Origin of the sequence: Aliidiomarina maris, assembly GCF_003987335.1 — a bacterium.
Taxonomy (GTDB): Bacteria; Pseudomonadota; Gammaproteobacteria; order Enterobacterales; family Alteromonadaceae; genus Aliidiomarina; species Aliidiomarina maris.
This window is the reverse complement of sequence record NZ_PIPK01000016.1, coordinates 42,811-62,028: the sequence shown is the minus strand read 5'-3', so window position 1 is coordinate 62,028 and position 19,218 is coordinate 42,811. Positions and strand designations below refer to the sequence as shown.

The 19,218-nt window shown below is 50.3% G+C and carries 18 protein-coding genes and 1 pseudogene; 11 read left to right on the top strand and 8 right to left on the bottom strand.

From position 1 onward, the window contains the following. Window positions 1–147: 147 nt before the first annotated feature. Window positions 148–759 (top strand): annotated as a pseudogene (locus CWE07_RS13050) (M14 family metallopeptidase); the annotation flags it as partial. A gap of 79 nt (window positions 760–838) precedes the next feature. On the opposite strand, the gene CWE07_RS13045 reads toward CWE07_RS13050, so the two are convergent. The 4 genes from CWE07_RS13045 to CWE07_RS13030 form a co-directional block, all read right to left on the bottom strand. Next, complete coding sequence (locus tag CWE07_RS13045) at window positions 839–1,192, bottom strand: hypothetical protein (protein WP_111570345.1); 354 nt, start codon at window positions 1,190–1,192, stop codon at window positions 839–841. Window positions 1,193–1,225: 33 nt separating this feature from the next. Further along, a complete protein-coding gene (locus CWE07_RS13040; RefSeq protein WP_111570344.1) occupies window positions 1,226–1,705 on the bottom strand; it encodes a phage holin family protein in 480 nt (159 codons plus the stop codon). Between the two features lie 81 nt (window positions 1,706–1,786). Next, a complete protein-coding gene (locus tag CWE07_RS13035; RefSeq protein WP_111570343.1) occupies window positions 1,787–2,107 on the bottom strand; it encodes an ElaB/YgaM/YqjD family protein in 321 nt (106 codons plus the stop codon). Window positions 2,108–2,249: 142 nt separating this feature from the next. Then, window positions 2,250–3,317: an NAD(P)-dependent alcohol dehydrogenase gene (locus CWE07_RS13030; RefSeq protein WP_111570342.1), complete on the bottom strand. Its 1,068-nt coding sequence runs from the start codon at window positions 3,315–3,317 to the stop codon at window positions 2,250–2,252. 124 nt (window positions 3,318–3,441) lie between these two features. Here CWE07_RS13030 and CWE07_RS13025 point away from each other — a divergent pair, with 124 nt between their 5' ends. Further along, complete coding sequence (locus tag CWE07_RS13025; RefSeq protein ID WP_111570341.1) at window positions 3,442–4,506, top strand: alpha/beta hydrolase; 1,065 nt, start codon at window positions 3,442–3,444, stop codon at window positions 4,504–4,506. Between the two features lie 4 nt (window positions 4,507–4,510). Beyond that, entirely contained in the window at window positions 4,511–5,773 is a 1,263-nt protein-coding gene (locus CWE07_RS13020; protein ID WP_126819015.1) for a methyltransferase, read from the top strand. A gap of 49 nt (window positions 5,774–5,822) precedes the next feature. On the opposite strand, the gene CWE07_RS13015 is transcribed toward CWE07_RS13020, so the two are convergent. From CWE07_RS13015 to lolB, 3 genes are read right to left on the bottom strand one after another with little or no spacing between them, the layout of a single operon-like run. Further along, the gene (locus CWE07_RS13015; protein ID WP_111570339.1) at window positions 5,823–6,770 is read right to left on the bottom strand and encodes a ribose-phosphate pyrophosphokinase; all 948 of its coding nucleotides are present in this window, start codon (window positions 6,768–6,770) and stop codon (window positions 5,823–5,825) included. Window positions 6,771–6,809: 39 nt separating this feature from the next. Next, window positions 6,810–7,658, bottom strand: a complete 849-nt coding sequence (gene ispE / locus CWE07_RS13010) for a 4-(cytidine 5'-diphospho)-2-C-methyl-D-erythritol kinase (RefSeq protein ID WP_111570338.1) — start codon at window positions 7,656–7,658, stop codon at window positions 6,810–6,812. A 49-nt stretch (window positions 7,659–7,707) separates the two neighbouring features. Continuing rightward, window positions 7,708–8,382: a lipoprotein insertase outer membrane protein LolB gene (gene lolB / locus CWE07_RS13005; RefSeq protein WP_111570337.1), complete on the bottom strand. Its 675-nt coding sequence runs from the start codon at window positions 8,380–8,382 to the stop codon at window positions 7,708–7,710. Between the two features lie 130 nt (window positions 8,383–8,512). Here lolB and hemA point away from each other — a divergent pair, with 130 nt between their 5' ends. The 8 genes from hemA to CWE07_RS12965 all read left to right on the top strand — a co-directional run bounded on the left by hemA (window position 8,513) and on the right by CWE07_RS12965 (window position 17,704). Next, window positions 8,513–9,760 (top strand): glutamyl-tRNA reductase, encoded by a 1,248-nt coding sequence (hemA, locus tag CWE07_RS13000; protein ID WP_111570336.1) that lies wholly within the window; start codon window positions 8,513–8,515, stop codon window positions 9,758–9,760. 11 nt (window positions 9,761–9,771) lie between these two features. Beyond that, on the top strand, window positions 9,772–10,857 hold the full coding sequence (prfA, locus tag CWE07_RS12995; RefSeq protein WP_111570335.1) for a peptide chain release factor 1: 1,086 nt from the start codon (window positions 9,772–9,774) through the stop codon (window positions 10,855–10,857). A gap of 10 nt (window positions 10,858–10,867) precedes the next feature. Further along, window positions 10,868–11,719: a peptide chain release factor N(5)-glutamine methyltransferase gene (gene prmC, locus CWE07_RS12990; RefSeq protein ID WP_111570334.1), complete on the top strand. Its 852-nt coding sequence runs from the start codon at window positions 10,868–10,870 to the stop codon at window positions 11,717–11,719. A 51-nt stretch (window positions 11,720–11,770) separates the two neighbouring features. Further along, complete coding sequence (locus CWE07_RS12985; protein WP_111570333.1) at window positions 11,771–13,261, top strand: response regulator; 1,491 nt, start codon at window positions 11,771–11,773, stop codon at window positions 13,259–13,261. A gap of 25 nt (window positions 13,262–13,286) precedes the next feature. Next, entirely contained in the window at window positions 13,287–13,673 is a 387-nt protein-coding gene (locus tag CWE07_RS12980) for a SirB2 family protein (RefSeq protein ID WP_111570332.1), read from the top strand. 28 nt (window positions 13,674–13,701) lie between these two features. Next, on the top strand, window positions 13,702–14,568 hold the full coding sequence (gene kdsA / locus CWE07_RS12975) for a 3-deoxy-8-phosphooctulonate synthase (protein ID WP_111570331.1): 867 nt from the start codon (window positions 13,702–13,704) through the stop codon (window positions 14,566–14,568). A 113-nt stretch (window positions 14,569–14,681) separates the two neighbouring features. Beyond that, window positions 14,682–15,350: a TetR family transcriptional repressor PsrA gene (gene psrA / locus CWE07_RS12970; protein WP_111570330.1), complete on the top strand. Its 669-nt coding sequence runs from the start codon at window positions 14,682–14,684 to the stop codon at window positions 15,348–15,350. 44 nt (window positions 15,351–15,394) lie between these two features. After that, the gene (locus CWE07_RS12965) at window positions 15,395–17,704 is read left to right on the top strand and encodes an acyl-CoA dehydrogenase (RefSeq protein ID WP_111570329.1); all 2,310 of its coding nucleotides are present in this window, start codon (window positions 15,395–15,397) and stop codon (window positions 17,702–17,704) included. Window positions 17,705–17,788: 84 nt separating this feature from the next. Here CWE07_RS12965 and CWE07_RS12960 read toward each other — a convergent pair whose 3' ends face one another. Beyond that, window positions 17,789–19,171, bottom strand: coding sequence for a S41 family peptidase (locus CWE07_RS12960; RefSeq protein WP_111570328.1), 1,383 nt, complete (start codon window positions 19,169–19,171; stop codon window positions 17,789–17,791). Window positions 19,172–19,218 lie beyond the last annotated feature (47 nt).

The window sequence follows — 19,218 nt, the reverse complement described above, 5'->3', positions numbered from 1 at the left end:
GAGCCTCGTTGTTTAAGGGCTTTGTTGTATTCAGACCAGTTTTTAACTCGGTATTTTGCTTTGCTCATTGCGGTGTCTAGTATCAGCGTGGTTTGGCGATCTGATCAACGCTAACTGAGAAAGTTCCGCTATTTATTCAACAAGGCCTTCGCACGTGAGCAAGCCTCACATTTTAGTGCCGATTTTAACCTGGTGATTGCACCGTGCCTAAGCCCGTGGGGGTATGAAACGATTAACCGCTGGAATCCGTTAGCTGTCGACCCGAATCGTTCCTTTAAAACCAATAGCCAAGCTCAGGAAGCCGCGTTATTGATGGCCTACTTGGAGCAACAGGGCATCGATTTCTTAGCTCATATTGATTTACATGAAACCACAGATACGGATAACTCCGAATTTCGGCCAGCATTAGCTGCCCGTGAAGGGACAGTCAACGATAACTGGAATATTCCCGATGGCTTTTACTTGGTAGCTGATAGTGAGCGTCCACAAGCTGAATTTCAGCGTGCGATCATTCAGAAAGTGGCGGCCGTGACGCACATTGCTGAACCGGATGAGCAAGGTAAGCTGATTGGTGCTGATATGGTCGATCAGGGTGTGATTGAATATGCCGCAAAACCGCTCGGGTTGTGTATGGGGTTGACCAACGCGCAATTTGTTACGACCACCGAAGTGTATCCTGACAGTCCACGTTCTACCCCAGAGATTTGCGCGCAGGCTCAAGTCGCCTCAGTAGTAGGCGCCCTTGAATTTTTACGCTAAGGCATGAGTTGTAGAAGTTAAGTAGCAACGCCAGCACTGCAGAAGGTGCTGGCGTTGCTATGTAGTTTTAGTAACCGGCTTAATCTGGCTGTAAAAAGCCAGTCAAGGATGATGCTGTTTGCACCAGAGAATAGATTTTTAAACCCCGGCGCAGCAAATCACTGAAATCCAGTGGCTCTTTTTGCGCTTGTTGGTTTTGTCCTTTCGCGTCGCAGTGCTGGCAACGGCCGCTTTTACTTACTTGACCAACCACAAAACCAGCACTGACCGCAGCAATCAGGGCTTTCTTACTCGCCAAACTCTGCTTGGTATGGGTATACAACATACGGTGACGAGCATGCACAAGCTTCTTACGCAAATGCAGTGCGCGTTGCGCTTCCGCAATTTCCTGTTTGGTAATGTCCGACGTAAATAGCGTTAACAAGCCAGGCATAGAGGTTCCTATTGCGATGGTTAAATTACTGGTTTATTGACTGGTTTTATCCATAGTGGCAGGTTTTTCAATATCCCCTACGTCACCGGTCAGTGTTGGGTCTAAGTCATGCACGATGGCTGACATCAATAAACCACGCCCTTGTTTGCGAATCACTACCGCGAGACCTAGTAAGGCCACAATATGTAGGATGCCGCATAACAATAAGGTTAAGCTGACGCTCGCCCAGCCGCGCTCAACGATGAGTGCGACCACAGCGCCGACAATACTAGCCCAAGCAATCACCGCAACGCCGCCCGCTACAACTCCAGAAATGACCATTCTGACAATGCTTTCGCCGGCTTGACGGGTTTCTAACGCCGCTAAGCGCACATGGTCACGAGCTAACTTGCGGTATTCGTCCGCCAGCGCTTTGATTTCGCGAAGAAGGCCTTGGCCCATGCTTGCATCGGTCTGTGCTTGAGATTCAGTCGCGGGCTCCGAAGAGCCCGCGTTATTTCCAAAGTCTTGCATAGGTCGCCATAATAGTTAGTATCGGAAAAGGTGAGCTAAGAACACCACAGCTGGTGGCGATTAGCAAATACACCGTTACGATTAACGATTACTAAGAATACGGCTGATTAAGAACCCACCCGCAACCGCGATACCTAGGGCAGTTACCGGATTTTTTTGCACATAGTCGTTCACTTTGCCTACCCACTCTTCTTCTTTCTGCTTGAGCTGGTGGCCACGTTCAGAGAGCGACTCGGCTGCGTGTGTCGCGTAATCCGCGGCACGGTCAACGCCTTCATGAGCGGCGTTGGCGGCACGACGAACGACGTCGTCAGCTGGCTTAGCTTTCTCAATCGCCTCATGCGCTTTTTGCGCTGCAGTATCAGCTTTCTCGCTTGCACTGGTTCCTTTTCTTGCTGCCATGATAACTCCTCACTGAAACCTAAAAGATAAAATCTGCTGTGTGACCATGGTGTTGAAGTCATTGCCTGGCAACACAGCAGATGTCCAAATTAAGTATAGTAAGGCGTGCAAGAAACGCAAAAAAGTAGATGTAAAGAGTCACTTACGACTGCGAAGCAGCCTGGGCTAAACTTTGCATGTCGATCACAAAGCGGTACTTCACATCACTTTTGAGCATTCGCTCGTACGCTTCATTGATCTCCTGCATATCAATCAATTCGATATCGGCAGTGATATTGTGCTGGGCACAGAAATCAAGCATTTCCTGAGTTTCAGCAATACCGCCAATTAATGAACCGGAAATAGAGCGGCGTTTGCCGATAAGCACGCCCACCGAAGGTGACGGGTGAGGCTCTGCAGGAATACCGACTAATGTCATATTGCCGTCACGGCGCAATAGGTTGGAATAGGCATCAAGGTCATGGGGCACGGCGACGGTATTCAAAATAAAGTCGAAGCTATTACGTGCCGCTTTCATTGCATCCTTATCACGCGAAATGATCACAGCATCGGCGCCAAGACGTTTGGCATCATTCACTTTACTCTCGGAGGTGGTAATCATGGTGACTTCAGCCCCCATTGCTTTGGCAATTTTGACCCCCATGTGGCCCAGGCCACCCAGCCCAACCACAGCCACTTTATGGCCTTTACCAACCTTCCAGTGACGCAGCGGTGAATAGGTGGTGATACCAGCGCAGAGCAAAGGTGCAACGCCCGCTAAATCAAGTTTGGGGTCAACTCGAAGCACGAAATCTTGGTCTACTACAATATTGTTTGAGTAGCCGCCGTAGGTAACGCCGCCAGTTTGCTTTTCTTCGCTATTATAAGTAGCCACAAAGCCTTGGTCGCAATATTGCTCGTAGCCGTCACCGCAGTTTTCGCACTGGCGGCAGGAATCTACCATGCAGCCTACGCCGACTGTATCACCTACTTGATATTGGTTGACCTCGCTGCCAACTGCACGGATAGTGCCGACAATTTCATGACCAGGTACAATGGGGTATACCGTGCCGCCCCATTCGTCACGCGCAAGGTGCAAGTCAGAGTGGCACACGCCGCAGTAAAGAATATCGATGTGGACGTCACGCGGGCCGAGCGCTCGACGTTGAAAGGAAAAATATTCGAGGGGCTTATCGGCGCCTTGCGCGGCATATCCAACAGAATTAGGCATAATCGGTCCTTATCTTACTGTTATGGTAAATTAATGTTTAAGGATAGCTTGGTGGACTAGGGGAGTCAGCCTGTTCTTGCTATATTTTTTTAATCCTATTTAGCTCGTTAATTGAGGTAGACCTATGCACAATCCAACGTTTCAACGCAGCTCCGGCTGGGCATTGCTAAAGTGCGCTGCAGTTGCGTTCGTAGTGGCTGCTTTAGCAGGCTGTGCGCAGCGACCGGCAACACAAGAGCCAGCCACCGCACCGGCAGCTGACCAAGAAGCCCTAGTCATGCTACCAGCTGGCGCGCTGACCGAGGCGCAGCTACTGCAACACCCGATTCGTTATTATTTAGACCTTCCTTATGCAGGCAATGATAATCCGCGACAGCGCCTGGATGTATATGTGCCCGAGCAGCCAAGCTACGTACCCATGCCAGTGGTGATATATTTACATGGTGGATTGTGGCAAAGCGGGGATAAAGCACAAGCCGCTGAGCGCATGCTTGGGTTAGTGACGAGCGGCGATTTTGCAGTGGTGGCGATGAATTATCGGCTCACGGATGAAGCGCAGTGGCCAGCGCAATTGCACGATGTCAAAGCGGCTATTCGCTGGGTGCGAGCCCAATCTAACCGCTACGGCTTTGACCCTCAGAGAATCGCGTTATGGGGGCATGAGGCCGGCGGACAGCTTGCTTTAGCAAGTGCAATGACCAATCAAGCCCAAGATATGGCGGGTAACTTAGGTGCATACACCCACATTCGTAGCGATGTAGCTGCGGTGGTGAATTACAGTGGTATAACGGATCTAAATGCATTGCTGAGTCATGCTGGCAGTATCGATCGAGCGTCATCGACGGCACCTGAGGCATTGCTAATTGGCGGCTTATTACGCGAAAACAGTGATATCGCCAGTGCTGCTTCGCCGATTCATTATGTACGCCGTCAGGCACCCCCGGTGATGAGCGTTTATGCCAATCGCGACCAAGTGGTTCCTGAAGCGCAAGGCCGTGTGCTACATCAGCGTCTGGAGGAAGTCGGCACCGAACATTATTTGGTTCAATTAACCACGGCGGAAGAGAATACTCCGAACGCGGTGACAGCGGACTCGCCATGGGCACAAGCGGACCAAAGAGCACTGGCATTTTTACAGCGTGTCTTGTTAGGTCACCTTGTGACCGTCGATACCCAGAGTATTGAGTAATATTGTGTTGAGCTCTCAGCAGGATTTACATCACGCTTGGCGTTGGCTTGACCAGTCATTAGCCACTGGGCGGAAGGACTGGCAAAGTTATTCATTCAGCCGCGCTGGCATCGCGGCACAACAGCACCACTTGGCATCCCAGCCAGCTTTACAGGCAGCATTAACGCGCTTAACCGAAGAGGAGGTTGAAGACATTGATGCAAACCCTGCCAAGCTGGCGCAATTTTTTGCGCCATACCTGCCATGTATTGAGCAGGCACCTACATTACTAGCTGTGTTGTTGGTCCCTGACGAAGCAGCAGTTGATAGTCCCCCGGTCATGCCTTTACCGTTCTGGCTGACGAATGGCATTCAAGGTCGCAAACTTGAGCAGATACGTCACTTTATCGCCGCGTTGCCGACGCCAGCTCGCTCAAGTTTGGAGTGGTGCGCAGGGAAGGGGCATTTGGGTCGCTTGCTTGCATTTCATAACGCCCAGCAGAACGTGGTCACATCGGTGGTGAGCGCGGAGTTGCAGGCTGAACTGTGCACAGCGGGAATGGCATTGGCTAAGCGCCACGACGTCAATCAGCGCTTCGTGCAACAAGATGTATTGGCTGACGACGCACATAGGTTACTACAAGGCGTGCAACAGGGTTTAGCGCTGCATGCGTGCGGTGGTTTACACCAGCGTTTGATCACTCTGGCGGCACAACAAGGTACAGCTGAATTACATATTGCGCCATGCTGTTATCATTTACATAATGCGGCGTGCTATCAACCGATGTCCGCTATGGTGCGAGCTGAAAGCTTGATGCAACTGACCCGAGCTGATTTGAAACTGGCGGTGCAAGGTCAAGTTACTGGCGGTCAACGGGTTGGGCGATTGCGGCGCCAAGAGGTTACATGGCGCTTAGCCTGGCAGCTTTGGCACGAACAGAGTAATCAAACGACTGAGTATCAGCCACTACCTGCGCTGCCAAAGCAGTTGCTTAGCGCCGATTTTAGCGCGTTTTGTGTTTGGGCTGAGCAACTCAAGCCAACCCCGCGCTTGAGCGATAGCCCGACGGCTCAAGTTGAAATGCTTGAACAAGCTGAGCAATTGTACCTAGAGATCAAGCGTGCTGATTTGCTACGCCATGCGTATCGGCGGATGCTTGAACTCTGGTTAGTGCTAGACCGCGCGCTTTATTTGACCGAGCAGGGATATGAAGCGCACATCTCAAGCTTTTGTCACTATCAACTCACCCCGCGCAATATATTGATTAGTGCTCATTTAAAAACGTAAAAGCCAGGCGAGCCTGGCTTTATATCAGTGCGTAAAGGAATACGACTGACTAGTACTCAAACATCGCTGAAATGGACTCTTCGTTACTGACGCGGCGTAATGCTTCAGACAACATGCCGCTCAAGGTTAACTGAGTCACAATGCCGGTTTCGAGCATGCGCGGGTCCAGTGGAATTGAGTCGGTAACCACAACTTCATCAATATCACAGTTACTTAGGTTTTCCACCGCGTTACCCGAAAATACAGGGTGCGTGGCGTACGCGAACACACGTTTTGCGCCATGTTTCTTCAGTGCTTCTGCGGCTTTACACAAGGTGCCACCGGTATCAATCATGTCGTCGACCATGATGCAATCACGCCCAGCGACATCACCAATAATATGCATAACCTGAGACTCATTGGCTTTTGGACGGCGCTTGTCGATAATGGCTAAGTCGGCATCGTTCATCAGCTTCGCCATTGCACGTGCCCGCACCACACCACCAATATCTGGCGATACCATTACCGGGTTGTCGAATTGCTGTTGTTTCATATGCTCAAGCAATACAGGGCTGCCAAATACATTATCTACAGGCACATCGAAGAAACCTTGAATTTGCTCTGCGTGCAAGTCTACGGTCAACACTCTGTCGACACCGACACTGGATAAGAAGTCAGCGACTACTTTAGCCGTAATCGGTACACGCGCTGAGCGCACACGGCGGTCTTGACGCGCATAACCAAAGTACGGCATGACAGCGGTGATACGGCCTGCAGACGCGCGGCGCAGGGCATCGACCATGACTATCAATTCCATGAGGTTATCGTTAGTGGGGTTACAAGTAGATTGGATAATGAAAACGTCGGCACCGCGAACATTTTCGTTGATTTGGACACTTATTTCGCCGTCGCTGAAGCGGCCTACATCCGCCTCCCCTAATTTAATATAGAGTCTGTCGGCGATTTTTCGGGCTAGCTCTGGTGTGGCATTACCAGCAAAAAGCTTCATGTCAGGCACGCATTACCTCGACCAAATTGTAGTGGGTTAATATGACTTTCACAGTCCTTGCCACGCAGGAGAGGTGTTCAACCCTTGCGCGACAAATCCGCTGAATGCACTTGGCATTGCAGCTAGAGCTTTTTGTGCAGCCGCTTGACTGTCAAAACAGCCAAACACACAAGCCCCAGTTCCTGTCATTCGGGTCGGCGCGTATTCTACCAACCAGTCGATTGCTTTGGCAACCGGCGGATACAAAGAAGCCACTAGTGACTGGCAGTCATTACGGTGAGATGCCCATTCGCTGAGTTCGGTGGTAATCGGTGCGCTGTTGCGTGGCAAATCCGGATGCTGAAATACACTCGCGGTGCTGACGTGAACTTGTGGATGCACCACGAGATACCACGCAGGCGCTGGCTCGACGGCCACAAGCTGCTCACCGACACCACGGGCGAATGCGGCTTGACCGAAAATAAATACCGGTACATCGGCCCCCAGTTGGATCCCAAGGTCGGCAAGTTGGCGACGGTCTAAACCAAGGCCCCATAACTGGTTTAGGCCAATTAACGTGCTTGCTGCATTCGATGAACCACCACCGAGACCGCCGCCCATGGGAATTCGCTTGTGTAAACTTATTTGCGCACCTTGTTGTGCATCTTTGCGCAGAGGCATTAGCAGCATGGCTGCGCGATACACCAAATTATCTTCGTGGCTGACATCTTGCAACGGGGTTAATAGATCAATGCGCCCATCCGTCGTAGCGCTAATGTGTAAGTCGTCACATAAATCGATAAATTGGAACAGGGTTTCGAGTTCGTGGTAACCATCATTGCGTTGTGCGGTGATATGCAAAAATAAATTAAGTTTTGCGGGGCAGTGGATAGTGATGTCTTGTGGTAATGCATGCATAGTTAAAGTCTCGATGGCATAGCGTGGTTCAGGTATCTAAGTTCCAAGATTACAGAATGCTCCAGCGGCTAATGCTTAAGCGGATATCATAGTCATCTGAGCGAAGTTGAAGTTCGTGTGGCAGTTGCACAACCGCATCTTGGCTGTGTGTCTGAGCGTCAGTCTCGACGCTACTGTAGCGGCCTAAGGTCACTTGCCAGGTTTGCGCAGGGCGCTGGGACCATGCGGCAAAGGGGTGTTCAATATCAACCTCATAGCTCGCGAGGGTGCCATCGGCGTAATAATTTGGATTAATAATCGTAGTTTCAGGGATACGCCCGAGTAAGGCGGCGTGAATTAAGTCAATCGGTAAAAATACATTGAGGTGGGTCATCAGCAGTGATTCAATATCTCGTGCGCGGTAAGTTTGCCCTTGATTATCAGTCAGGCTGGCACCTTCCGAGGTTTCTTCAATTCTGGCTAATGTGCCGCGCAATGGATGTGAGATGCGCAAGGCGCGTTCATTGTCACTGTGGTACCAGCGTAAACTTGCCGCTTGGCGGTCGTTGGCTTGACGGTCAACAAACGCCATCCGGGATTGAAATTCCCAGGCATCAACGCGTTGTAAGCTTTGCTGGTGTGAGGCGATAGCGTCAGCATCCACCTCTTGCTCTGGTGCGCTCAGTGGTGTGCCAGCGCAGGCTGTCAGCAATACGAGAATTAGGGAAACAATAATCTGACGCATGAGGTTCCTTACCTAAAGTCGGGCAATAAGTTGAGCATGAAAGCTAGCTTGCTTTCAATAGTTGGGGGTTTGCAATACAATACAGCCCTTAAATTTTTTAATGAAAAAGAGTGTCAGTGATCCTTCATCTATGACCATTTTAGCACTGGGTGTGAATCATAAAACAGCTTCTGTCGAAGTTCGTGAGAAAGTTGCTTTCGCAGCTGACAAACTAGAACTGGCGCTGCAGTCGTTAACGCAACTTGGACATGTGTCCGAGAGCGTGATTGTGTCTACCTGTAATCGCACCGAATTATATTGCCACCTGGAACAAGCTGACCTTGAGCCTGTCGTGCAATGGCTCGCAGATTTTCATCAAGTGCCCGCAGCAGAGTTGCAACAATATTTGTATCAATTGGCAGATACCGAAGCGGTCGACCATTTAATGGCGGTCGCATCTGGTTTGGATTCACTGGTGTTGGGTGAACCGCAAATACTTGGCCAAGTGAAACAAGCGTATCAGCAAGCAAAAGAAGCTGGTACGGTAGGCACCATTTTCGAGCGTTTGTTCCAATCCACGTTTGCTATTGCTAAAGACGTAAGAACGCACACTGAAGTTGGCCAGAACGCAGTATCGGTGGCATTTGCCGCAGTCAATTTGGCCAAGCATATTTTTTCCAGTCTTAAAGATGCCACCGTACTACTGGTGGGGGCCGGGGAAACTGCAGAATTGGCTGCGCGGCACTTAAGCGAGCAAGGGGTCAAGCGGATGCTGATCGCCAACCGTACGCGCGCGCGCGGGGAAGCGCTGGCACAATTAGTCGGTGGTGAAGCACACTCATTAAGTGACTTGCAGTATTTATTGCCGCAAGCAGATATCGTGATTTCATCCACCGCTAGTCCATTGCCTATTATCGGTAAAGGCTTGGTTGAGAGTGCGGTAAAAAAGCGTCGCCACCAACCGATGTTGCTGATTGACCTTGCTGTACCAAGAGATGTCGAAGAACAGGTGGGTGACTTAGACGACGTATTTTTGTATACCGTTGACGATCTACAATCGATTGTCAGCGCGAACCGAAAGCAGCGTGAGAACGAAGCCGAAGCTGCGCGAGCGATGATTGCATCCCAAGCAGAGGCATTTAATGCCTGGATGCGTAGTTTGAATAGTGTGGATTTGCTCAAGCGTTACCGTGAAACGCATCAACAGCTGGCTGAGCAAGCGCTACAGCGAGCATTACAAGGCCTAAACTCAGGCAAAGATCCGCAAGACCTATTGATTGAACTCACGAACCGCTTAAGCAATACCTTGATGCACACACCGACAAGGGCGATTCAGGAAGCGGGTCGGCGTGGCGATCTGACGGCGCTTGCCGCTTATCAAAAACTTATTAAAGAATAGCAGGAAGGGGCATGAAAGAATCCATCGTTCGTAAGCTCGAGGGGCTCGTAGAGCGTTACGAAGAAGTTCAGGTATTACTTGGCGACGCCAGCATTATTGCCGATCAAGATAAGTTCCGTGGGCTGTCGCGTGAGTACTCACAGCTTGAAGAAACTGTGCAATGTTTCCAGCGCTATCAGCGCGCCGTAGATGATGAAGCTGCAGCAGAAGCGATGCGTCAGGACGATGATCCTGAGATGCGTGAAATGGCAGAAGAAGAGTTGAGCGAGGCAAAAGCCCAACGTGAGGCCTTGTCGCGCGAACTTGAAATTCTATTATTGCCTAAAGATCCTAACGACGATAACCCGTGCTACTTAGAGATTCGCGCTGGTGCCGGTGGTGATGAAGCAGCAATTTTTGCCGGCGATTTGTACCGTATGTATAGCCGTTATGCCGAGCAGCATGGCTGGCGCATCAGTGTAGTCAGCGCGAACGAAGGCGAACATGGTGGCTTTAAGGAAATTATTGCGCATATGGTCGGGGACGGCGCGTACGGCCGCATGAAGTTTGAATCGGGTGGGCACCGGGTTCAGCGGGTGCCTGAAACTGAGTCACAGGGGCGTGTGCATACCTCGGCCTGCACCGTGGCAGTGTTGCCGGAAATTCCTGAGGCCGATGCAATTGAAATCAACCCTGCGGATCTGCGCATTGATACCTATCGGGCGTCAGGGGCAGGTGGTCAGCACGTCAACCGGACTGATTCCGCGGTGCGTATTACCCACATTCCAAGTGGCGTGGTGGTCGAGTGTCAAGACGAGCGCTCGCAACATAAGAACAAAGCCAAGGCGATGTCAGTATTGCAATCACGGCTGCAAGCGGCAGAAGATGAAAAACGTCGCCAACAGGAGCAATCAACCCGCCGTAGCTTAGTGGCAAGTGGCGACCGCTCAGAGCGCATCCGTACCTACAACTATCCACAAGGCCGGGTGAGCGATCACCGCATTAACTTAACTTTGTATCGCTTGGATGAGGTGCTGCAAGGCGGTCTTGATTTAATTCTTGAACCGATTGTGCAAGAGTACCAGGCAGACCAATTAGCTGCCTTGGCGGAAGGTTAAGTTGAGCCGAATGACCAGTCATTACACGATTAGTCGAGCCGTGGCGTTTGGTAAAAGCCAAGCGGCCTTGTGCGGCAGTGACACTGCGCTGTTAGATGCACAGTTGTTATTACAACACACACTGCAGTGCGACCGTCAGTACCTGTATATGTATTCAGATAAGCCATTAACGGCTGACGAGTGGCATGGTTATCGTGGTTTAATAGAGCGCCGTCGGGAAGGACATCCGATTGCCCATATTCTTGGGCAACGGGATTTCTGGAGTCTGACGTTGGCGGTTGATGACAGCACATTGATCCCCCGGCCGGACACAGAAATAGTGATTGAACAAGTGCTACAATTGGCGTTACCAGCCCAAGCGAGAGTGCTTGAACTTGGTTGTGGTACGGGCGCGATTAGTCTCGCATTAGCAACCGAGCAACCAGATTGGCAATTTACTGCGGTTGACGTAGCACCGAACGCGGTCGCCTTGGCGCGCCGCAATGTCCAGCAGCATGCTATGAATGCGCGTATTGAAGTCATCCAGAGCGATTGGTTTGCTGCCGTGGAAGGCCAGCAATTTGATCTGATAGTCTCCAATCCGCCCTACATCGACGAAGCAGATAGCCATTTACAGCAAGGTGATGTGCGCTTTGAACCGCGCAGTGCGCTAGTTGCCGCTGATCATGGCATGGCAGACCTTAGGTATATTATTCGACAGGGTGCAAAATACCTGAACCCAAAGGGTTGGTTGATACTTGAACATGGCTTCGAACAGGCAGCTAAAGTTGCTGACATTTTTACCGAAAAAGGTTATCAAAAGGTTAATACCGCGAAGGATTATGCTAACTTGGACAGGGTTACCTTTGCGCAGCGTGGCTAGCGTCGCGTTACACTTGCCGCTGTAAGTTTAAGGAGAGTTTGATAACTACTTATGAGTAATCAATTTTTATTTGCGGATGAGCCGACCAAGCAACAAGAGTTGCCACAAGAATGTTGGAAAATTCTTATTGTCGACGACGAGCCTGAAGTGCATGCGGTTACTAAGTTAGCGCTTAGTGACTTCAGTTTTCTTGGTCGAGGCCTTGAATTTCATAGTGCCTATTCAGGTGAAGAAGCGCGTGAATTAGCCACCCAGCACCCTGATGCGGCGATTGTGTTACTCGATGTGGTGATGGAGACCGACGACGCCGGGCTGCATGTTGCCAAATTCATTCGGGAAGATATCGGCAACCGCTTTACCCGAATTATCTTACGCACTGGCCAGCCAGGCCAAGCGCCAGAACGCACGGTTATTGTCAATTACGATATCAACGATTACAAATCGAAAACTGAACTCACGGCGCAAAAATTATTTACTGCAGTGATGTCGAGCTTGCGTTCGTACCGTGACATTATTTCAATTGATCATAGCCGTCATGGCTTAGAGAAAGTGATTGCTTCGTCCACCAACTTATTTGCGCTGCAATCGATGGAGCACTTTGTTGATGGTTTAGTGCAGCAGCTGAGCTGGGTGATTGGTGGTGCGCGGCAAACCTTGTATGCGGCGGCTGGGCGTTCTGCAAACCCTGCCCATATGATTATTCGCGCTGCCTATGGTGAAGATGCCGACCAACTGATGAATCAACAGATTAAAGCGTCGTTGCCCAAACATGTATTGCCGGAAGTTGATAAGGTTGTGCGTTCTCACGGTATTTTCTACGGCGAAGACTTTGTGCTGGCGTATTGCCCGAGCCAATGCCGACCGCAAGGCGCACTGCTGTGCATGATAGGTTTAACCCGCGATTTAACCGACAGCGAAAAAGATTTGCTGCAGTTATTCGCCGACAACGTACAACTAGCCCACGATAATGTCACATGTCTGCAGGATACAGACGAGTTGATGGCCGACATGGTAAGCCGCCTGATGGTGCTGGAGCAAGAACATGTCGCGAAGTCATTACGTCAGCAAACACCGTTTGTGCAAGTAACGCACGCGTTGGCAACACAGCTACAACTGAGCCCTGCGCGGGTGCAGCAGACCGCTACCGCAGCGACTATGTATGAGCGTGCTGAGCAGTTATTCGCAGTGATGGACCAGCAACCAGCGAGCAAAGTGTCGCCTTGCCAGGAGCGCCTTAAGCGCGCGGTGCGACCGTTACATATGGCGGATTCTGACGCTGCCCAAATTGCGTATCGGGCTTTAAATGAGCGCCTGGAACGCTTTGATGGTTTGGGGCTCCCTGAGGGCAAACAAGGTCAAAGTATTGCCATTGAGAGTCAAGTGCTCGGCATGGCGATGCATTTTTCTAAATTGGCCGGTCATGATTTAAGCGACGAGGGTATAGTTCAGCGTTTGCAAGAAGAGCGCGAGCGGCATTTCTCAGCGGCGTTGGTGGATGCTGTGAGTGCGAATATCAGCGCACTACGCAGCTTAATTAAATAACTTTATAACAATCAAGGAAGTATCTATGTACACAGCGTTTAAGCACTTTCATATGACCATGGCAATTTTGAGCCTGGTGTTGCTGGTTATCCGGTTCCTGTTGGCGGTGCGTCGCCCAGATGCTCTCAATCAAAAGTTTCTAAAAATTGTGCCGCACGTCATTGATACTTTGTTAGTGGTCAGTATCATCACCATACTTATGCATGTGGATATAAGCGTCTACCCAAGCGGGTTTATTGGTGAAAAGGCGCTATTTTTTATTGTGTATATTGTCTTCTCCGTACTGACCATTTTGTCTTTACGTGGGCGAGTGACGGCGAAGCTCAAGTTTCCTGCTTTCGTGCTCGCGATTGTGAGCTGGTTATGGCTGGTGCATGTCGCATTTTCTAAGGCGCCGATGTTGCTCGGTTAATTCGCCATCAGGTTTACATAGGTAGTATATGAACCAACAAATTATTCAAATTACAAGCGGTCGCCATCAGGTCGAGATTGCTAACCACCTTCCGTTTGTTCTGTTCGGCGGTATGAACGTTCTCGAGTCGCGCGATATGGCGATGCAAGTCGCAGAGCAGTATGTGGAAGTGACCTCGAAGCTTGGTATTCCTTACGTGTTTAAAGCATCGTTTGATAAAGCCAATCGCTCGTCGATTCACTCGTATCGAGGACCTGGCATGGAGGCGGGCTTAGACATCTTAGCCGAAATTAAGTCGACGTTTCAGGTACCAATTATTACCGATGTGCACGAGCCACACCAAGCGGCACCAGTCGCTGAGGTCGCGGATATTATCCAGTTACCAGCCTTTTTAGCGCGGCAGACAGATTTAGTCGTGGCGATGGCCAAAACTGGGGCCATCATTAATGTCAAAAAGCCTCAGTTTTTAGCGCCTCACGAAATGCGCCATATCTTAACCAAGTTCAAAGAAGCCGGTAACGAACAAGTGATTTTATGCGAGCGCGGGTCGTCATTTGGCTACAATAACTTAGTGGTCGACATGCTGGGTATGGATGACATGAAAGCGTTCGCCCCTGTCATGTTTGATGCCACCCATGCGTTGCAGCGCCCGGGTGGGCGTGCGGATTCAGCAGACGGTCGTCGCGCGCAGGCAGCAGAGCTTGCACGTAGCGGTCTAGCCTTAGGCTTAGCGGGCTTATTTATTGAAGCGCACCCAGATCCGAACCAAGCCAAATGTGATGGTCCTTGCGCATTGCCGTTAGCGAAGCTCAGTCAATACCTTGAGCAAATGAAAGCAGTGGACGATTTAATCAAAAGCTTCGCACCACTTGATACCTCGGCTAATCCTGCATAGCTGCGTGTAAACACAGAGGGTAAAGCACTTTCGCGGCTTGTACTAAGTCTACCTTTGGTTTAAATTAAACACCTGTTTTAATTTGGCGATGGGTTATCCAAAAAGGCTTAAGCATGGCGAAAGTGCTAAAAACCAAAGACAAAATATTGAACGCCGCTGAGCGTTTGTTTGCTGAGCAAGGCTTCGAGCACACCTCGTTACGCCAAATCACCAGTATCGCCGACGTCAATTTAGCGTCGGTGAATTATCATTTCGGTTCCAAAAAAGCATTGATTCAAGCGGTCATGGAACGCTACCACGCAGCATTTATGCCGGCTTTAGACGCTGGCTTAGTGGCGTTACAAGCGCAAGGTTTTAATACCACCGAAGACGTGCTGAATTGTTTTGTTGAGCCCTTACTCAATTTAGACCGTTTAAATCCCAACGGCACCTCTATTTACTTGAGTTTGCTTGGCCATGCATATAGTGAAATTCAGGGCCACTTACGGCGCTTCACCATGCATCACTTTGGTCATGTTATTCAACGCGTTTTGGCGTGTATTCAACAGGCAAATCCGCAATTAAGTGCAGCAACTATTTTCTGGCGTCTACACTTTACTTTGGGCGCTACAGTGTTTGTGCAAGTTTCGGGGCAGGCACTCAGTGAGATTGCTGAGGCAGATTTTGATGAGCGTGCGGATGCCAAAGACATTATTAGTAAGTTGATTCCATTCTTAGCAGCGGGAATTGCAGCGCCGGTGAATGGCAACCCAGATTTAAGTTCAACGCTAGCACAGGGATAAGCTAGTACAACCATTTTTGCGACTGAAGGGCAAAGGAGTAAGTTATGTACGTGTTATTAATTATTATCGCGGCAATAGCGGTTATTTTAGGGGTGCCAGATATTCGGCGCAGTCTAATTTCACGCCCTGCATTTGGCTTTTTTAAACGCGTGTTACCGCCGCTGTCAGCCACTGAGCGCGATGCGATGGAAGCGGGTGACGTCTGGTGGGACGCCGAGCTATTCTCTGGCAAACCAGATTGGTATCGTTTACTACGCACGCCGAAGCCCCAGTTCAGTGAACGTGAACAGGCGTTTATTGATAATCAGCTGGAAACCTTGCTGGCGATGATCGACGATTTCGACATCACTATGCACCAGCGCGATTTGCCTGAATCGGTTTGGCAATACTTACGCCAGGAAGGCTTTTTCTCGATGATCATTGGCCAGCAATATGGTGGTTTAGAATTCTCTCCGGCTGCCAATTCGCATATTGTTGCGCGTATTGCGACTCGCTCATTAAGCGTCGCTGTCAGTGTGATGGTGCCTAACTCACTCGGTCCAGGTGAACTGTTAAGTCACTATGGTACCGAGCAACAAAAGCAGTACTGGCTGCCTAAACTCGCGAATGGCGAGGCTTTGCCTTGTTTCGCGCTCACGGGCCCAGAAGCAGGTTCTGACGCAGGCAGTATCCCTGACCATGGCGTAGTCTGCCATGGAGAGTTCAAGGGAGAACAAGTACTTGGCATTCGCTTGAACTGGAACAAACGATACATCACCTTGGCGCCAGTAGCTGACGTGTTAGGGCTTGCGTTCAAGCTCAATGACCCAGAGCAGTTACTCGGCAAAGGTGAAGATATAGGTATCACTTGTGCGCTGATCCCAACCAGCCATCCAGGTGTGGAAACCGGCGATCGCCATTTCCCTCTGGGGCAGGCCTTTATGAACGGTACCACCTACGGTAAAGATGTCTTTATTCCAATCGATTGGATTATCGGTGGGCAGGAATACGCCGGTAAAGGCTGGCGCATGCTGGTTGAATGCTTGTCAGCTGGACGCGGTATTTCGTTGCCAGCACTAGCGACCGCATCAGGCCATGTCGCCGAGCGCATGACTGGGGCTTACGCCTACGTGCGCCAACAATTCGGTTTACCGATCGGTAAATTTGAAGGTGTGCAAGAAGCGATGGGGCGTATTGGTGGCCTGAACTACAGTGTCGAGTCCATGCGCCGATTGACGGTTGCAGCATTGAACCAAGGCCAGAGCCCATCAGTGATTACGGCAATGACCAAATACCATATGACCGAGATGGGGCGCACCATTGGTAATGATGCCCTCGACGTACACGCCGGTAAAGGTATTCAGATGGGGCCGCGCAATTACTTAGCATCTAACTATATGGGTGTGCCTATCTCAATTACGGTGGAAGGCGCCAACATTCTGACCCGTAACCTAATGATTTTTGGTCAAGGCGCGACGCGTTGCCACCCGTATGTGATGAAGGAGATGATAGCGGCGTCGAACCCTGATGAAGAAGCTGGCTTGCGTGAATTTGACAGCTTACTTATCAAACATATTGGCTTTGCAGCCGGTAATACGTTGGCATCGCTGTGGCATGGTTTAACTGGTGCGCGCTTTGCCAATACCCCAGTCAGTGGTGTCACTGCTGGTTACTATCAGCAATTATCGCGCATGAGTCGCGGCTTGGCGCTATGCGCAGACGTGTCAATGCTGACCCTAGGTGGCGATTTGAAGCGCAAAGAAATGATTTCGGCCCGCTTAGGTGATGCGCTGAGTCATTTGTACATGGCCTCGGCTGTGTTAAAGCGCTATGAAGACGATGGTCGCCACGAAAGTGATTTACCTTTTGTACACTATGCGATGCAGCATCATTTGCACCAGTTGGGTGTGGCATTCGATGGTTTCTACCAAAACTTCCCACAACGCATTATCGCTGGGTTATTACGCTTTGTTAGCTTCCCGTTTGGTATACGTTATAAGGCACCGCTGGATATGCACAAGCAAGCCATTGCGGAATCGATGATGCAGCCGGGTGCAACCCGTGAACGTCATACGTTCTTATGTTATTGGCAAGCAGATGCCGATGATATGATTGGTCATATGGAACTTGCATTTACTCAAATGCATGCGCTACAGGATGTCTATAAAGTGCTGCGTAAGGCACAAAAGCAAGGCGTGATTGGCGCTGACTTAAACGGCGAAGGGTTAGCTCAAGCGGCACTACAAGCTGAGCTAATTGATGCAGAACAAGCCCAAGCATTAAGCGCCTGTGAAACCTTACGTATGCGCGCTATTGGAGTGGACAGTTTTGCTTTTGATGAAGTCAAACAGGGGCAATTCAAGCCACTTGATTAAGCGCGCGCTTATCTGACATATCGGTGTCCCAATAAAAAGCTCATGCATTGCATGAGCTTTTTAGTTTCTGCCACTACGCGACCATTAATGTTGTGACTGCCACTTGTCTAATAGCGGGTTTCGCAAGGGTTGGCCTTGATTGTCACGCAATAATTGTTGTGCGTTTTGACCATCCGTTGCTACGGTGCCTTGTAATGCATCGAGGCGAGCTAGAGCTTGGGCTTGGTCACTGCACTGACCTTGATTCAGGTAGTATAGTGCCTCGCCTAATAGGGGGTCATTTGGATCGGCCCAGTCTGTACGTGCCGTATCGCTGGCACGACAGGTCGGCTCCAAACCGTCAAAATAATCACCAAACCCCTCTGCGTTTAAGGTCTGGAAGTTAATCGCAAACACAATTTTGTCGCAAATCTGAGCCGGCTGTTGGCCGACCGGCTTGCCGCAGGTCGGGGTGCCGACCGTCACAACCTCGACAAACGGTGCTAACGAGTTGATCACCAGTTCGCTGGATGAGCAACTTGATGCGGTGGTGAGTACCACCACACGGTCTAAATTAAGCCGCTCGATGCCGCGTCCTAGGTCAAAAGGTATCGAGGCATCGTCAAAGTTATCATTGAAGCGATAGGTGACGAAGGTTTCGTTTTGCACTGCATGCCAGCTGGCTTGTGACGCAATTTGATTGGCCACTCGAATTAAGCCACCACCATTGTACCTGAGGTCGATAATCAATTCATCGACGCCGCTGAGTTGGTCGAATGCACGGTTGACGTCTTGTTCGGAGCGGTTGATAAAGCTATCGAAGACAAAGTAGCCGACTTCACGATCGTCCTGCTCGAAGCGCTCGACCGCCATCACCGTATTGGTTTCCACTTCTTCTTTAAGCATGACCGCGTCATCGAGCTGACCATCCGGGCGGCGCCACTCCATGGCCACTTCGACCCCTTCTTGGTTGGGGCCAAAAATATCATCCCAGGTAACTTGATTGCGTTGTAAGCGGTCGTACCATTCACTCATGCTGACGCCATTGATGGCTGTAATTTCGCTGCCCCGGGTAAGGCCAGCGCGGCCAGCGGGTGATTGTTCGTACACATATAGCACGCGAATAACGCCTGCACCGATGTCGTCACGGCGACCAAAGCCGAGCCCAAAGAACGTGGCGTTGACATAGATATCTTCGTATTCCTGCTCAGTTAAAATAAAACTGAAGCGATCACGTGGGGGAACCACGGCTTGTAATAAGCGAAATACATCAGGGTAAGCATTCGGGTCAATGTTTTGTGGTAACTCGTCATTCCATAAGTAGTTATTGCGAAGCTCGCTGATCAATTGGCGGTTCTGATCATTCGTACTACATTGACCAGGGTTTGGGCCGGGACCGCCAATGCTGCCATTACCGCTGTCACTACCGCCGCCGCAGGCAACAAGGGTAGACGCTAATGCGACCGCGATGAGATTGCGTGAAAACATACTGTTACCTCACTACATTTTTTTTACATCATACTCAAGTCAATCGC

Bases quoted from the DNA above. Each gene is read 5' to 3' on its own strand.
- psrA (WP_111570330.1), top strand. From the start codon at position 14,682: ATGGCGAAAGTGCTAAAAACCAAAGACAAAATATTGAACGCCGCTGAG.
- CWE07_RS12980 (WP_111570332.1), top strand. From the start codon at position 13,287: ATGTACACAGCGTTTAAGCACTTTCATATGACCATGGCAATTTTGAGC.
- CWE07_RS13045 (WP_111570345.1), bottom strand. From the start codon at position 1,192: ATGCCTGGCTTGTTAACGCTATTTACGTCGGACATTACCAAACAGGAA.
- lolB (WP_111570337.1), bottom strand. From the start codon at position 8,382: ATGCGTCAGATTATTGTTTCCCTAATTCTCGTATTGCTGACAGCCTGC.
- prfA (WP_111570335.1), top strand. From the start codon at position 9,772: ATGAAAGAATCCATCGTTCGTAAGCTCGAGGGGCTCGTAGAGCGTTAC.
- CWE07_RS13030 (WP_111570342.1), bottom strand. From the start codon at position 3,317: ATGCCTAATTCTGTTGGATATGCCGCGCAAGGCGCCGATAAGCCCCTC.
- CWE07_RS13025 (WP_111570341.1), top strand. From the start codon at position 3,442: ATGCACAATCCAACGTTTCAACGCAGCTCCGGCTGGGCATTGCTAAAG.
- CWE07_RS12965 (WP_111570329.1), top strand. From the start codon at position 15,395: ATGTACGTGTTATTAATTATTATCGCGGCAATAGCGGTTATTTTAGGG.
- kdsA (WP_111570331.1), top strand. From the start codon at position 13,702: ATGAACCAACAAATTATTCAAATTACAAGCGGTCGCCATCAGGTCGAG.
- CWE07_RS12985 (WP_111570333.1), top strand. From the start codon at position 11,771: ATGAGTAATCAATTTTTATTTGCGGATGAGCCGACCAAGCAACAAGAG.
- ispE (WP_111570338.1), bottom strand. From the start codon at position 7,658: ATGCATGCATTACCACAAGACATCACTATCCACTGCCCCGCAAAACTT.
- hemA (WP_111570336.1), top strand. From the start codon at position 8,513: ATGACCATTTTAGCACTGGGTGTGAATCATAAAACAGCTTCTGTCGAA.
- CWE07_RS13040 (WP_111570344.1), bottom strand. From the start codon at position 1,705: ATGCAAGACTTTGGAAATAACGCGGGCTCTTCGGAGCCCGCGACTGAA.
- prmC (WP_111570334.1), top strand. From the start codon at position 10,868: ATGACCAGTCATTACACGATTAGTCGAGCCGTGGCGTTTGGTAAAAGC.
- CWE07_RS12960 (WP_111570328.1), bottom strand. From the start codon at position 19,171: ATGTTTTCACGCAATCTCATCGCGGTCGCATTAGCGTCTACCCTTGTT.
- CWE07_RS13035 (WP_111570343.1), bottom strand. From the start codon at position 2,107: ATGGCAGCAAGAAAAGGAACCAGTGCAAGCGAGAAAGCTGATACTGCA.